The organism is Nocardia salmonicida NBRC 13393, from assembly GCF_001613085.1.
In the GTDB taxonomy this organism is placed as follows: domain Bacteria; phylum Actinomycetota; class Actinomycetes; order Mycobacteriales; family Mycobacteriaceae; genus Nocardia; species Nocardia salmonicida.
This window is the reverse complement of record NZ_BDBR01000051.1, coordinates 43,807-57,376: the sequence shown is the minus strand read 5'-3', so window position 1 is coordinate 57,376 and position 13,570 is coordinate 43,807. Positions and strand designations below refer to the sequence as shown.

Here is a 13,570-nt window from a genome sequence, read left to right as displayed (position 1 = left end):
CTCAGTTCGATGTCAACCAGGCCATCGACGGCGTTGCCGCATGGGCCCAGCAGCAGACCGAGCAGGCTCCGCCGCAGATTCAGCAGGTCCAGCAGCAAGCCCACGACGCGGTAGCAGCCTTCGCCGGTCTCTTGCCGCACACCCCGGCCTAACAAGAGGAGGGCCGCAGTGGTCCAGGAATCCGAACGGTGGCGGCAGTGGCTCGAAAACGCCGCCGTCCCCGCACCTACCAGCACCGACACACGTCGCCGCAAACTGCGACGGCCCGCATCAACCACCAGTGCGGTAACCCCGGCAGCGAAGGGTGCCCGCCAGAGCCCCGGCCGCCGGTTTCTGGTCGGTGGTGTGGCCGCAATCGTCGTGGTCACCGCCGTAGGCGTAGCGGTGGGCCTGTCGAACCGCCCCAGCGGCACAGACAGCGCCCACCCCTACAAGATCGTGACCACTGCGCCCCTGACCGGCCCGAACACGAGCACATCCACCACGAACGCCCCGCCGGCCTTCTGCACTCCGGGCCGCGTCGGCGGGGCCTTGGTCAGCAACACCGGCGGCGACCGGAGCACCGGTGAAGGCGCGATTGCCGAGTACGAATACCGGTACTTCGGCCGCCGAGATCCGGCCGCCGTCATGGAGCTGACCGACCACGGGCCCGGCGTCCCTGGCCCGGCACAGGTGGCCGACGGCATCGCATCCGTTCCGGCCGATGCGCAGTGGTGTGTATCGGTCACCCCGGCCGGTGAGAACCGCTACGAAACCTCAGTCCGCTACCAGCCCAACCCGACAGCCGCCCCGGTGTCCTGGCTCATGGTCATCACCGTGGCCCCCGGCGACGGCGGTTTCCGCCTCATTCGCATCGAAGACAAACCCGCCTAGAGGAAGGCCACCACCATGACCACCAGCGCCACATGGGAAAACATCACCGAGGCCGTCACCGCCGACGCCGAGCAGCTGAAGGCGATGACCACGCACGGCCAGCTGTACGGATGGGCGAAGGAACGCGGACTCACCGGAACCCAGTTCGCCGCCGTCAAACACGAACTCCGCAAGATCGGCGTGGACTACGACGCGATCCGCGAAGAGGTCACCCGCCAGCGGCTCTCCGAGCTGAACGCCGACGCCGCCGAAGGCGTGCCGGTCATCCGACTATCGGCCGCCGGTGCCGACGCGGTGAACTCCTACGCGGTGTGCGACGCCGAGGGCACCGTGTTGCGGTACGGCACGTTCCACGAGCGAGACCGCCACTACCGCAAGGGAAACCAGGCCAGCGCCGACCAGAGCGCCGCCGCGAAAGCTATCTTCCTGGCCTCGAAAGCGCGCCAACTGGCCAAGGCTGAAAGCGCCCGGCTGCAACTCAGCCTGACCAACCCGCATGTCGATACCGCCTCCCTCATCCGGGAGGCAACCGCGTGGCGGTTGCTGTTGGACATCGAGATCAACGACGATCCGGCCAACCCGCCCGCCGCCGTGGCCTGGTGCGAAAACCCCGGATTCCAGGACTGGAAAGACGCCGACCTCGCCGCCCTGGTCGAGAGCGGCAGCGATGCCGCCGGGGAGCAGGAATGAGAGCGGTCGCGGTGCGTCCCACCGCCCTGACCGGCATCTGCGCCGCCGTCTTCGCTGTCGCCGTCGTGGCCGTCGCCCCGTCGGCGGCCGCCGAGGACACCCCCGCGGGCAACTGCCCGGATATCCATATTCTCGCTGTTGCTGGCACCACGGAAACGAACGTGGACGCCCCGAGCAGCGAAGACCGAGGAGAGCTGTCGGCCGCCGTCCTGCCGGTGGTCAACGCCGCCCAGGCCGAGGGCCTGCGCGTCGAGCGAACCTACATCAACTACCCCGCCGATTTCGGGTATCAGGGTCTCTCGACCGCCTACAAGACATCCGTCACCGACGGACTCAACCGGCTCACACAGGTGGCCTCGCGGGTGCTGTACCAGTGCTCCACAACGAAACTGGTGATGCTCGGCTATTCCCAGGGCGGACACGCCGTGTCGATGCTCGCCCAGCAGATCGGGGCCGGGAAAGCGGGAACGATCACCGCCGGTGATATCGCCCTGGTCGCCACGTTCGGCGATCCCACACGCGGCCCCGGCGCGACGCTGTTCCCCGGCCGCCCCGGACAGGTCGGCCCGGACCCATGGCCCGGCACCGATAAGAAGGCCCGCCCGTCGGCGACGAAGTTCCCCGACATGTACAACTCGCCGAAGGGCCAGGGAATCGGCCCGTCCCGCGACATCGCCGCCAGCTTCGGCACCTTGGACGGCCGGGTGGCGCAGTTCTGCTTGGACGGGGATCTGGCCTGCTCAGCGCCCAAGAGCATCAGCCTGGCGAAGGTCGCGCTTCAGATCGCGGGGCAAAGCTCGCTGGACTTCACGCGCGACCCGTTCGGCGTGGTCACGTCGGTGGCGGCCGCGACCGCCAACACCCTGGGCACCGGCCTGGCGACGTTCACCGACAAGGACGTCAAAGGCAAGAACCTGGCCGACATGTATTTCGACGGCAACGCCTCGATCTCCAAGAGGCTCGAAGACGCCGCCGATCCCCGCAACGCCGACACCCAAACCAATCCGCTGGTCGGCCTGCTGAAGGCCGGGCAAATGGTCGCCTCCTCGGTGACGACGTTCGTCGGCTCCGTACTCAATACATCGACGTTGACCAGCCTCATCAACGCCGGGGTGTCGGTCGCGAGCAGTGCCGCGACCGGCGCCGCCGGAAACGCCGCGAAAACCGCCCTGTTGGGCCCGGAAGTAGCGCTTGCGGCCGCCGCTGAGGGCGCGCTGGCCGGAGCCGCGTCCGCCTCACCGAGTCTGGTCGCGCCGCTGATCTCGGTGGTGGGCAACACGGCCACGGCCGCGCTGAACATCATTCCGCCGCAATCGGCCGAGAAGAAGGTGAGCAGCATCTTTGACCTGCTCATCAACGAGGTGAAGGCGAATGCGGATCTACCGCAGGTGCTTTTGGACTCGCGGCTGTGGAATCAGCAGGCCACCCACGGCGGCTATCGCACCGCCCGCATCGGCACCGACGGTTCCACACCGCTCGACATCACCGCGGATTGGATCATCGCCGCCGCGCGGGATCTGAAGAACGCCGCCGACAAGGAGACCGCGAAGAAGAACCCGCCCGCCAGCACCGCGAAGGCCACCACCACGTCCAGCGCCAAGCCTGCGCCCGTCGTGAACGCCCGCTACGACCGCGACGACAACGGCAACATCGTGAATCCGGCCGGAGCACCGGAGCTGAAGGCCGATCCCAAGGCTGACACCCCCGGCGACGTACGGCTGACCACCAACGACCAGACCAAGCCCCCGGCCCCGACCGAAACCACGTCCCTGGTGTGGCTGCCCGACGGAGCCGACACCATCGCCGCCCGCGTCGTCGCCACCGACCCCGCGACCCCTGCCGGAGCCTTGCTCCACCTCGGTTCCCCCGTGCTTCTCGCCGCGCCCGCCCAGGTCAAGGAGGTTGGCAAGCAATGACCAGCATCATCCGCCGCGCGGAACCCATTGTTCGGCCGGTCATCGAACCCGACCCGATCCCCGAGGAAGAGGGCCAGGACGAACGCGGCCCCGCCGAGCACGAGGGCCAGGAGCACGCCGACGCCGAGCCCGCCAAGACGGACAGAGCGGCCGCGCCCGGACCGAGCCTGATCAAGGTCACCGACGACGAGGCGGCCGCCGAGGCGGCCGCCGCCGCCACCGACGACGACGGCCCTACGCCGCTGTTCCACATCATGTCCGCCCTGCCGGAATCCGGAGCTTCGACGCTGGCGGCATGGTGCGGATGCGCCGAAGAAGTGGAGCGGGATATGCGCTGGCGGCCGCCCGCCGGCCACAGCCCGTACCTGGTCCTCACGGCCCCGAAAAGCCCTGATGGTGTGCGCGCCGCCCGCCAGCTGGCGGGCGCGCTCTCGCGCACCGTCGGCGGGGGCGCGCAGGTCGCGGCAATCGCACTGCTCGAAGACCAGCCCCGCCCCACGCTCGCGCTCCGCGAACTCATCGCGGCCGCCGAGCGGGCCGGAATCCCGATTCACACTCTCGCCCACGATCCGCGAATGCGGATGCCGTACGTCATCGAACAAGACCGGTTATGGACTCCGCAGACCGCCGAAAAGCCCACGGTACCGCCGGTTCTCGAGCACATCTACCGCCACGTCTTCCACCACATTGCCCAGAAGGAGAACAGCAGATGAGCCTTAGCACCCTCGCCGATATCGCGGTCCTGACCGTGAACCAGCCCACCCCAGACGGCGGGCCATTCGAGGAACCCGCAGGGAAGTTCCTCGGTCTGCTGTGGGCGTTCGCTGGATGGATCGGGTTGGCGTCGTTCCTCATCTCAGGAGCCGTCTACGCCTACCAGAAGTGGACCATGCAGCAGTCCACCGCTCTTTCCATGATCGGCGGTGTGACGCTGTTCCTCGGGTTCGGCGCGACCGGAGCCGCCGCCGTCAACTGGGCGATGGGCGCGTGACCACCGAAGTACTTGCCGAGCAGCTGCCCGCCGAAGTGCTTGACCCACTACTCAAGCTCGGCGGGCAGCTCATCGGCCTGGCCGGATACTTCGCGCTCGGCGGGATCATCGCCGCCGGAATCGCCGGGACGCTCCGCTACTACCGGGGCGGCGAGAACATCGCCGACTACTGGCGCGAAGTGCTGATCATCCTCATCTGCGCGTCTATCGCAGCCCGCACGTTCGATATCGCCACCTGGCTTCACTGACAAGGACTCCCCAATGCGTATGCGTACCCGAATCGCCTCACTACTCCTCGCCGGTGTCGCGGCCCTGTCCGTGGCCGGATGCGGCAGCGACACTGACGAAGCCGGAAAACCCCTGACCATCACCAGCTATCGCGGCGCGGATTGGGTCACCGACGGCACGGTGAAGCCGCCCGCCTCCCCCGGCCGAGGCGACCGAATCCAGTTCCCCCGCACCATGGACGGCGCGGTCATGGCCGCCGCGGACTCGCAAACCCTGCTCGACACCGCCCCGGACGATGCGTTCGGCGCCATCGCCCGTGACTATTTCGCCGTCGGCAACGGCCTGACCGCCTACCTCGCAGCCCGCGCGAACGTCTCCGTCACCGGCCAACCCGACCCCTCCCGGCTCCCACGCATCAGGGGATTTCGGTTCCTGGACTACAAGGACAGCTCGGCCACCGTCGAAATCCTCTTCGAGCAGCCGGACAAGTCCATCAACGGCCTGACCCGCCAACTCGTCTGGCTCGGTGAGAACTGGCTGATCCAGCTACCCGACCCCAAGGACAACGTGACCGTGCTCAAGGCATACGACGAACTCCCCGGCGACCTCGAAGCGCTCCCCCAGACGTAACCAGATCAAATGATGAGGCAAGCCAACGAAGTTGGCGCGGCAGCCCTACCCACTCAACCACTCACCGAAGGAGCGCCGATATGAAGCGCAAGACCCTCGCCGTGTGCGCCGCAGCCCTGGCCGTCGCAGTCGCCATCACCACCGCCGCCGCGTGCAGCCGCAACAGCGATGACAGCACCGGACCGACGCTGCCCGGCCAGCCCCCCGCTGCCGCAAAGCCGCTCAAGCAAACCCAGTGGTACACCGACAACTTCGGGAACCCGCTGGTCGCTAGCACGAACGTGACGCCGAAGACGATCGAACAGGCCAAGGACGTTCGTGGGACCGTTCTGCCGCAGGACAAGTCCGCCCTGGACGGACCCGTGCTGTGGCAGCGCGTTCGCTGCGCAGCACTGCCGTTCAGCACAACCGACGGGCCGAGCAAGACCCGCGCGGACGGCATCTACGGCGGCTACTCGCGCACATCCCTCGGTGCAGCGCTCGCGGCGCTCCAGATGGCCACCTGGGGCGCGACCGTGGGCGGCAACGACGCCGTGCCAATGGTCATCGCGCCCGCCGACCGGGCCCGGCTCGCCCCGCAGCTGCCCGCCTACGAACGCGGAAAGAACATCGACAACCCCAGCTGCCTGGCCCAACAAAAGATCATCACCCGGCCGGCATTGTGGAAGGCCGAACCGGTCTCCGACACCGTGACCCGCGTCCAGCTCTGGTTCCCGCCCCGCCAAGGCGAATCGCAGGGCGGCACCTTCGACTACTCGGTGATCTGGCAGGACGGCGATTGGTACCTGACCGAGCAGACCGCGAACGATGTCCTGGCCATCGGCGGCCGGACACCGCGGGCAGGGCAGTACACCACCCAACCAGTCGGATGGTCGCCATGGTGATCACCCGCCGCCTCCTAGCCACGCTCGCGGGCCTGCTGCTCGTGGTGCTCGCGCTGGCTGGGACCGCGACGGCACAACCCACGACCACGGAGCCGAGTGCCCCGCCGACCACCACCGCCCCGGCGTCGCCGAGCACCACAACGCCAGCGCCCAGCACCACGCCGAGCGCCCCGACCACGGCCGCGCCCAGCGGCGATGACGAGTGCAACGGAGTGTCAGTTCCGGTCGTCGGATGTGTTCCGACCCCCGGCCAAGTGCTGTCCTCAGCGGCAGGGGAAGCCGCGAAAGACGCAGGTAGCAACATTCTTTCGACCATGGTCGATTGGGTTTTGGCGGGGTTCGTTTGGATCATGAAGTACGTCATCCAGCTTTTCATGGGTACCAGCGTGGATGTCTCCAACACCCAGGGTGCCGTACAGAAGATGGCCGATCTGACCGGCGATCTCCAGACGCTCGCGCTCGGTCTCGGCCTGCTCATCGCCCTGATAACCGTGCTCTACCAGCGCGCAATGCTGTCGGGCGACAATGCCGCCCCCGAAGCTATCGGCGGGCTGGTCCGCTGGGCCGTCGCAGCAGCGATGGCCGCCCCGGTCCTGCTCGCGCTATCAGGAGTCAGCGACGCCCTGGCCAGCTGGATCTTCACCAGCGCCGCCGGGCCCGAAGGCCCCACCCGCGTGGTTGATGGGCTGTCCTCGGCTCTATCGGGCCGTGACGAGCGGCTGAAGACCGAAGATGTCATCAGCTTGGCGCTGTGCATCCTCGGACTCCTCGCGTATCTGGAATTGCTGATTCAGCTGGTCATGCAGAAGTTCTGGATCATCTACGCCGCCGTCGCGCTGCCGATCGCGGGCGCGGCCAGCGTCGTCGGCGGCGGCAAAACGGTGTTCTGGGCTCTATTCCGCGCCGCCATCGCGGCCCTGCTGTTCAAGCCCATTGCCGCCATCGCCTTCGGCGTCGGGTTCATGCAGATCCGGTCGCTGGAATCCGGCGCGGATGTCGTGACCGCCGTAACCCTCATGGTCGCCCCTGCGTTCATCCTGCCCCTGCTGGTCAACATGATCGGCACGAACGTCTCCTACGCCGGAACCCCCATGCTGCGCGGCACCATCCGCAACGGCCGCGCCGGAATCCAGGCGGGAAGAAACGCCCTGAACACCGGCAAGGACGGTGCGAAGGCCGCCGGAGGGGCGGCACTGACCGGTGCGGCCGCAGCCGGCCGGGGAACAGCGAAGGCCGTTCCGTTCATCGGCGCGATGGGCCGCGCCGCCGCGCACACCCTCACCGGCCCCCCGCCGTCGCGCAGTTCCGGAAGCAACACCGGCAACAACGGCAACCGGGCGACGGCATCGGCCAGCGGCAGTGGGACCACAGCTGCCGCCCCCAGCAGCGGAGGAAACCGGGGCCAGGGCGGAACGCCTGGCACTCGCAACAGCGCGAGCACCAACGCCGCAACGAGCGGAACGCGCAACACGACCGGATCGGCCAGCACCACCGGCGGCCGCACGTCGAGCACAGCCAACGCACCGTCCACCAGCAGCACCGCCCGCACCAGTGCCAGCGCCAGCAGCCCCGGCACCCAATCGGGCGCACCGACGAGGCAGAGCAGCGGCCGCGCCCGCAACAGCACCCGCGCCGGGGCCAGCAGCGATACCAGCACAGAGCACACCCCCCGGCCCGGCCGCAGCGCTGCCAGCAGCAGTCCGCCGCGCGACTCGGCATTCCGCCGGATCACCTAGCCGCCGCTCACACCTCCCGACCACACGAAAGAGGTAACCCACCATGGGATCTCAGAAATACGCCGGATGGCGCAAACCGGAATCGACCGGCCTGGTGCCCGGTCTGTCCTCGGGTATGTCCATGGTCGCCGTCGGTGCCATGGCCATGGCCATCGGCTCCGCCTACCTGCTGAACTCCATGACCGGCGCCATCGTCATTGTCGTTGTCGCCGCGCTACTCATCGGCCCGTCCATGATCAGGTTCCGAGGCACCTCCGCCGGTGACTACTTCCTGTCCTGGGCCCGCAGCCTCCCGATTCGCCGCCGCATGGCCCACAGGTACCGCACCGGGTTGTTCGCCCACGTCCCCGGCGGACACGCGCGGATGCCGGGCCTGGCCTCGCCGATCATCCTGGATCGGTTGTTCGACCCGGTGACCGGCGACGACATCGGCGCTCTGATCAACCCGGTACACCGGACCGTCACCATCGTCATGGACATCTCCGCGACCGGCCGCGACACCCAGCCCGAGGAGACCACCAACGCGCAGGTAGCCGGATGGGGCGAATTCATCCGCCGTGCTGGAGAATTCGGCGACGTGGCCGGAATCGCGGTGATCACCGATACCGTGCCCGAGACCGGGGCCCGCTACGACGTCGAGATCGAAAAGCGCCGTCACGAATCCGCGCCCGGTCTGGTTGTCGAGCTGATGGACGACCGCACCGAGAACCTGGCCACCGACCGCATCCGCTACACCCAGCGCATCGCCGTGACGTTCCGCTACTCCAGCGGCAATTTCCGCTCCGGCATGGAATCGGTGGCGCGCCGCCTCGAAGAGTTGACCGACGCGGCCGCCGGGGCGGGCCTTTTCGCCACCTTCGCCACTGTCGGCGAGATCATCGCCTTCACGCACGCGGCATTCAACCCGGCGGCCGGGCCCATGCTGGACGAGGCCATGGCCCTGGACGGTGACCCCGGCATCACCTGGAACGACGCGGGCCCGACCTACCACGACCCCGAGCACAGCTACTACCTGCACGACTCCGGCAAGAGCTTCACGTTCCGCGCATGGGACTACCCCGTGCAGCCGATCGAGGACAACGTGTTGGCCCAGCTGCTCGCGCCCACCTACCGCGCCCCCTACAAGCGCGTGACCATGATCTACCGCCCGTACCGCCCGCAAGACGCCATCGAGATCAGCGACGGCGACTACCGCGACGCCTTCGCCGCCGTGCAGCGCAAGAAGCGCGGATTGGTCGATGCCCGCCAGCAGATGCGCTACGACGACATCGCCGCCACCCGAGAGGATCTGGCCGAGGGCCACGGCCTGACTCGCGTCGGAATCCTGGTCACCGTCACCGTCCCCATCGGCACATCAGGCGTAGACGAAACCGCCTTCATCCGAGGAGCAGGCGTGCGCGCCAGCATCAAGTTCGCACCGTGCTTCAGCGACCAGGCCGCCATGTTCCTGGCAGGGCTCGGGATCGGCGTCTACCCGGACATGGACGAAACCGACGTGACAGACATTTTGTCCGCCTAACCAGCGCAAAGCTCGCGATTTCCGCCGAGCACATCGACCTGATTTAGCCATATGGCCCATAGCGGCCCTATATCAAGGAGACCCGATATGTCCGGCAGTCGCCTACTTCTTCCCCGCCGGGTGACGGCCCGGCAGGAGAACCACGCCAGCGGAGCCGACGGCGTGATGCCCGCCGACGAGGTGGCCTACCTACGCGAGGCCATGCCGTCGATGAGCATCGCGGGCAAGTTCAACGCCGCCCGCAAACTGCGCGCCCACGAACTCGCCGTGTGGCGTGCCAGCTACTCGGCCGCCCGCCAGCCCTGGCAGGCCGACCGCAGCCCGAGTCCCCGCGGATTCCTCGCGCCCTACGGCGGCTACATGAAGAAGCCGATGCCGCTGCCCGAAATTCGCGGCACCACGAACAGAGTGTGCGGCCTGTGGCCCTTCCCCCGCAGTACCGAATTCATCTCCCCTGGTTGGCCTATCGGCATCCAGGAGGAGACCGGCGCACCGTTCTTCTTCGACCAAATGGCGTGGTTCGACGCGGAGATGATCTCCGCGCCGGTCGCAGTCGTCATCGGCCCCAACGGATTCGGCAAATCCACCCTGGGGCGGCAGCTCATCCTTGGCGGGCTCGTCAGTGGTCGAAAGGCCATCGTGCCCGCCGACATCAAACCCGACTACCGGCGGATGTGCGAACTGCTCAACGACCCGGAGACCGGGAGCAGGGACGGACAGATCATCGAGGTAGGCCCTGGTCACGGGGTGATCAATCCCCTGGACCCCTCCCCCTACGCCTGGGCCATTGACCGGCTGCCCGATCGCCACCCGGCCATCCAGGGACTCATGTCCGAGCTGCACCAAACGCAGCTGTTCAACATCGAGGCCCTGGTGAGCCTGCGCCGACGGGCCCCGCTCGAAGACTTCGAGTCAACCGCCGTTGCCGCCGCCCTGGCCGAACTGTATGCCGGTCAACGGTTCTCCCCGTCGCGGCCGCCGATCACATCCGATCTGATCACCCAACTCGAGCACCCCACCGCGGACATGCTCTACGCGGTCGCCGCGTCCAACGCCGAGGAATTCGCCGCCACCACCCACCGGCTATTGCAATCGCTGAAGAGTCTCACGGTCGGCATGTTCGGCGAATCGTTCAACGGCCAAACCACCACACGACTCGACTTGACCGTCTCCATGGTCGATATCGACCTGTCCATCATCGACGCGCACTCCGGCCGCGACCTGCGGGCGGGAATCATCGCCCTCACCGGCATGGAAGCCCAAGCCGCCGTGTCCGCGCGAATGACCCTCGCGAACAACGGCTACGGCCGCCGCGCCGTCACCGACATCCACATGGACGAGCTGTCACAGCTCTTGGACGTGGGCGGATCGAGCCAGATCAAGACCATCGACCGGACCACCCGCACCGGCCGCACGGACGCCAAATCGCTGACCACCTACAGCCACACCGTCACCGACTTCACCAAGGTCTCCGCCGATGTCACCGAGCAGGGAAAGGCCACCGGGTTCATCTCCCGGTCGCGGGTCAAGTTCATCGGCCCCATCAACGGCTACGAGATCGACGCCCAACGCGGACTCATCGACTACACCGACCGCGAACGCGCCCGCCTGCTGTCCTGGACCTCCGCACCGCCCCCGGCCCAGACCGGTCACCGCACCATGCCGCACCCCGGCAAGGGCAGATTCATCGCCAAATGGGGCGATGACCCTGACCGGCCCGGCCTGGCCTTCCGTACGTGGATCAGCCCCCTCGAGCGCGAACTAGGCATTCACGACACCAACACCGGCATGACGACGGAATAGCCGATGACTGCCGTTGTTGCTGTCCTGCTGCGCCATTGGCGCAAGATCCTCGCCGTCATCCTCCTGTTGCTTCTGCTGTTCGCGAGCTGTGAACAGCAGAAGCAGAACACCGGGTGCGCACCGAGCACCGGGGGCATCAGCGTCAGTGGCCCGCTGGCGTACCCGGTGGACCCCAGCGTCGAAGTCGGCTCCGGATTCCAGAGCGCGGACCGGCCCGACCACCAGGGCGTTGACTTCGCAGTCCCGCTCGGCAGCCCCGTCTACGCCCTCGCCGACGGCACCGTCACCGCCGCCCAGGACTCCGGCATATCCGGATTCGGTGGCTGGGTGGTCCTGAGCCACGTCGTAGACGGCAAGCCGCTGAGCACGGTCTACGGGCACATGGACCCCGGCGGCGTGCTGGTCTCGGTCGGCCAGCAGGTCACCGCCGGCCAGCCTATCGCCCGCTCCGGCAACAGCGGCCAAAGCAGCGGCCCGCACCTGCATTTCGAGGTGCACGGCAGCGCCGACCGCATCCAGCAGTACGCGCCGATCGACCCGACCCCGTACCTCGAAGCCGCCCGCAAGGGCACCACCGCCACCGGCGGCACCAGCCCGAACCCCGATCAGCAGGTAGCCGCCGCGGATTCGGCCCGCGACCGAAACGCCGTCACCATCATCAGCACCGGCAAGGGCATGGGCGTACCCGATCAGGGAATCGTCATCGCCCTCGCCGTCGCCCTGGTCGAGACCGAGCTACGGAACCTCGCCAGTGAAGCCGTGCCGGAATCGAAGAACTACCCGAACGACGGGGTATTCCCCGGCGACCACAAATCCGTCGGCGTCATGCAGCAGCAGGTTGGAATGGGCTACGGCACCGTCGCCGAGATCATGGACCCCGCCCACGCGGCCACCGAGTTCTACAAACGCCTGCTCGCAACCGATTGGCAGGCCAAGGAATTCACCATCGCCGCCGCCGACATCCAGCGGCCGCGCGAGGATCTGCGCGGCAAATACGGCGCGCGGGCGGCCGAAGCCCGCGAGCTGTTCACCCGGTTGCAGGGCGTAGCGCCCAGCGGTGCAACAGGAACATGCGGGCCCAACGGAGGCACACCAGGTCAGCCCACAGCACCCGGCGACCCCGGCAGCGGCGCGGCCATCGTGGCGGCCGCCAGATCCCAAATCGGGCGGCCCTACGTGTGGGGTGGCGGCGACGCCAACGGACCCACCGGCGACCCCGCCGGATTCGACTGCTCCGGACTGACGCTGTACGCCTATGCGCAAGCGACCAACGGCGCGGTGCAGCTCCCCCACTACACCGGCGACACCAGCAATCCCGGCCAGATGGGACAAGGCCAACCCGTCGCCGACATATCCCAAGCGCAGGCCGGTGACCTGGTGTTCTTCGGAGCCGACGGCAAGGCCGAACACGTCGGCGTCTACGCCGGAGGCGGCCAGATGATCCACGCTCCGACCTTCGGACAAAACGTCCAGGAAAGCCCCGTCAGTGACGGAGGGCAATTGATCGGCATCCGCCGGTACATAACCCAGAACGACGGACAGGCCGCCGTCGCGGCCGCCGCCCCGAACGCAGGAGGCCAGCAGCAATGACCCGCAACCATACCCCGCACCGAGGGCGCCGGAGTCTCGCCGCCGTCGTCCTGGCCCTCGCCGTCGCGGCCCTGGCCGCGTGCTCCACAACCGACCATGACCACTTCGGCGAACACGATGATCACGGCACCGGCGTACCCTCCGGCGCGAGCATCGAGACCCTTCCGCCACTGCCGGCCCCGTGGACCGATCTCGACCGCAACAACCCCGAAGCCGTCGCCCTGGCCGCCGTGAACGCCCTGTTCGACTGGCGGCCCGCCGCCGGCGATACCGGCCCGGAGTCCGCCCACGACCGAGCGCGGCCGCTGCTCACCCCGCGCGCCGCGGATTCCTACCGGCTCTACCCGATCCCCCGCCCGCTCTGGGAATCGTGGATGAACACCCGCGCCACGATCACCGCCTCCAGCGAGATCAGCAGCGAACAGCACCCCGCCGACACTCCCGTGACCTGGCAACGCAAGATCACCACCCGCCTGCACGCCCCCGAGTTCGGGGACTTCACCGCAACAACTCTGATCACGGTCACCAAACAACCTGTCTGGACCGTCACGGCCGCGACCACTCTCCCGAGTTGACCAGCCGAAACCGAGGCAAGCCAACGAAGTTGGCGCGGCAGCCCTCAGCGCGTGGCGGCAACTCGCGTCGAGCAAGAACACACGTTGTTCAAAAAACCGTGCCATGATCGGCGTGTCCTACCTAATCAATCCATC

General features: G+C 67.8%; 13 protein-coding genes. All 13 read left to right on the top strand.

Annotation, left to right across the window (positions count from 1 at the left end):
* The first annotated feature begins 168 nt into the window (after window positions 1-168).
* The gene (locus tag NS1_RS34240) at window positions 169-873 is read left to right on the top strand and encodes a DUF8176 domain-containing protein (RefSeq protein WP_062991267.1); all 705 of its coding nucleotides are present in this window, start codon (window positions 169-171) and stop codon (window positions 871-873) included.
* A 15-nt stretch (window positions 874-888) separates the two neighbouring features.
* The gene (locus NS1_RS34235; protein WP_062991265.1) at window positions 889-1,563 is read left to right on the top strand and encodes a hypothetical protein; all 675 of its coding nucleotides are present in this window, start codon (window positions 889-891) and stop codon (window positions 1,561-1,563) included.
* Window positions 1,560-3,479: a cutinase family protein gene (locus tag NS1_RS34230; protein ID WP_062991263.1), complete on the top strand. Its 1,920-nt coding sequence runs from the start codon at window positions 1,560-1,562 to the stop codon at window positions 3,477-3,479. Before NS1_RS34235 ends, NS1_RS34230 begins: the two co-directional genes overlap by 4 nt.
* Window positions 3,476-4,192, top strand: coding sequence for a hypothetical protein (locus NS1_RS34225; protein ID WP_062991261.1), 717 nt, complete (start codon window positions 3,476-3,478; stop codon window positions 4,190-4,192). The genes NS1_RS34230 and NS1_RS34225 overlap by 4 nt, the downstream gene beginning before the upstream one ends.
* On the top strand, window positions 4,189-4,470 hold the full coding sequence (locus NS1_RS34220; protein WP_062991259.1) for a hypothetical protein: 282 nt from the start codon (window positions 4,189-4,191) through the stop codon (window positions 4,468-4,470). Before NS1_RS34225 ends, NS1_RS34220 begins: the two co-directional genes overlap by 4 nt.
* A complete protein-coding gene (locus tag NS1_RS34215; RefSeq protein ID WP_062991257.1) occupies window positions 4,467-4,718 on the top strand; it encodes a hypothetical protein in 252 nt (83 codons plus the stop codon). Before NS1_RS34220 ends, NS1_RS34215 begins: the two co-directional genes overlap by 4 nt.
* A gap of 13 nt (window positions 4,719-4,731) precedes the next feature.
* The gene (locus NS1_RS34210; protein ID WP_062991255.1) at window positions 4,732-5,328 is read left to right on the top strand and encodes a DUF8175 domain-containg protein; all 597 of its coding nucleotides are present in this window, start codon (window positions 4,732-4,734) and stop codon (window positions 5,326-5,328) included.
* Between the two features lie 80 nt (window positions 5,329-5,408).
* Window positions 5,409-6,212, top strand: coding sequence for a DUF8175 domain-containg protein (locus NS1_RS34205; RefSeq protein ID WP_062991253.1), 804 nt, complete (start codon window positions 5,409-5,411; stop codon window positions 6,210-6,212).
* Window positions 6,206-7,948 (top strand): hypothetical protein, encoded by a 1,743-nt coding sequence (locus NS1_RS34200; protein ID WP_157125548.1) that lies wholly within the window; start codon window positions 6,206-6,208, stop codon window positions 7,946-7,948. The genes NS1_RS34205 and NS1_RS34200 overlap by 7 nt, the downstream gene beginning before the upstream one ends.
* Before the next feature lie 43 nt (window positions 7,949-7,991).
* Complete coding sequence (locus NS1_RS34195) at window positions 7,992-9,467, top strand: SCO6880 family protein (protein WP_062991249.1); 1,476 nt, start codon at window positions 7,992-7,994, stop codon at window positions 9,465-9,467.
* 87 nt (window positions 9,468-9,554) lie between these two features.
* Window positions 9,555-11,270, top strand: coding sequence for a putative type IV secretion/conjugal transfer ATPase (locus NS1_RS34190; protein WP_157125547.1), 1,716 nt, complete (start codon window positions 9,555-9,557; stop codon window positions 11,268-11,270).
* Between the two features lie 3 nt (window positions 11,271-11,273).
* A complete protein-coding gene (locus NS1_RS34185; RefSeq protein WP_062991246.1) occupies window positions 11,274-12,860 on the top strand; it encodes a peptidoglycan DD-metalloendopeptidase family protein in 1,587 nt (528 codons plus the stop codon).
* Window positions 12,857-13,435 carry a hypothetical protein gene (locus NS1_RS34180; protein WP_062991244.1) on the top strand — a complete coding sequence of 193 codons (579 nt, stop codon included), beginning with the start codon at window positions 12,857-12,859 and terminating at the stop codon, window positions 13,433-13,435. Before NS1_RS34185 ends, NS1_RS34180 begins: the two co-directional genes overlap by 4 nt.
* Window positions 13,436-13,570: the final 135 nt, after the last annotated feature.

What these genes read in the sequence shown, in the direction of transcription:
- NS1_RS34195 (WP_062991249.1), top strand. Translation starts at nt 7,992, where the DNA reads ATGGGATCTCAGAAATACGCCGGATGGCGCAAACCGGAATCGACCGGC.
- NS1_RS34200 (WP_157125548.1), top strand. Translation starts at nt 6,206, where the DNA reads ATGGTGATCACCCGCCGCCTCCTAGCCACGCTCGCGGGCCTGCTGCTC.
- NS1_RS34185 (WP_062991246.1), top strand. Translation starts at nt 11,274, where the DNA reads ATGACTGCCGTTGTTGCTGTCCTGCTGCGCCATTGGCGCAAGATCCTC.
- NS1_RS34205 (WP_062991253.1), top strand. Translation starts at nt 5,409, where the DNA reads ATGAAGCGCAAGACCCTCGCCGTGTGCGCCGCAGCCCTGGCCGTCGCA.
- NS1_RS34225 (WP_062991261.1), top strand. Translation starts at nt 3,476, where the DNA reads ATGACCAGCATCATCCGCCGCGCGGAACCCATTGTTCGGCCGGTCATC.
- NS1_RS34220 (WP_062991259.1), top strand. Translation starts at nt 4,189, where the DNA reads ATGAGCCTTAGCACCCTCGCCGATATCGCGGTCCTGACCGTGAACCAG.
- NS1_RS34180 (WP_062991244.1), top strand. Translation starts at nt 12,857, where the DNA reads ATGACCCGCAACCATACCCCGCACCGAGGGCGCCGGAGTCTCGCCGCC.
- NS1_RS34190 (WP_157125547.1), top strand. Translation starts at nt 9,555, where the DNA reads ATGTCCGGCAGTCGCCTACTTCTTCCCCGCCGGGTGACGGCCCGGCAG.
- NS1_RS34210 (WP_062991255.1), top strand. Translation starts at nt 4,732, where the DNA reads ATGCGTATGCGTACCCGAATCGCCTCACTACTCCTCGCCGGTGTCGCG.
- NS1_RS34230 (WP_062991263.1), top strand. Translation starts at nt 1,560, where the DNA reads ATGAGAGCGGTCGCGGTGCGTCCCACCGCCCTGACCGGCATCTGCGCC.
- NS1_RS34235 (WP_062991265.1), top strand. Translation starts at nt 889, where the DNA reads ATGACCACCAGCGCCACATGGGAAAACATCACCGAGGCCGTCACCGCC.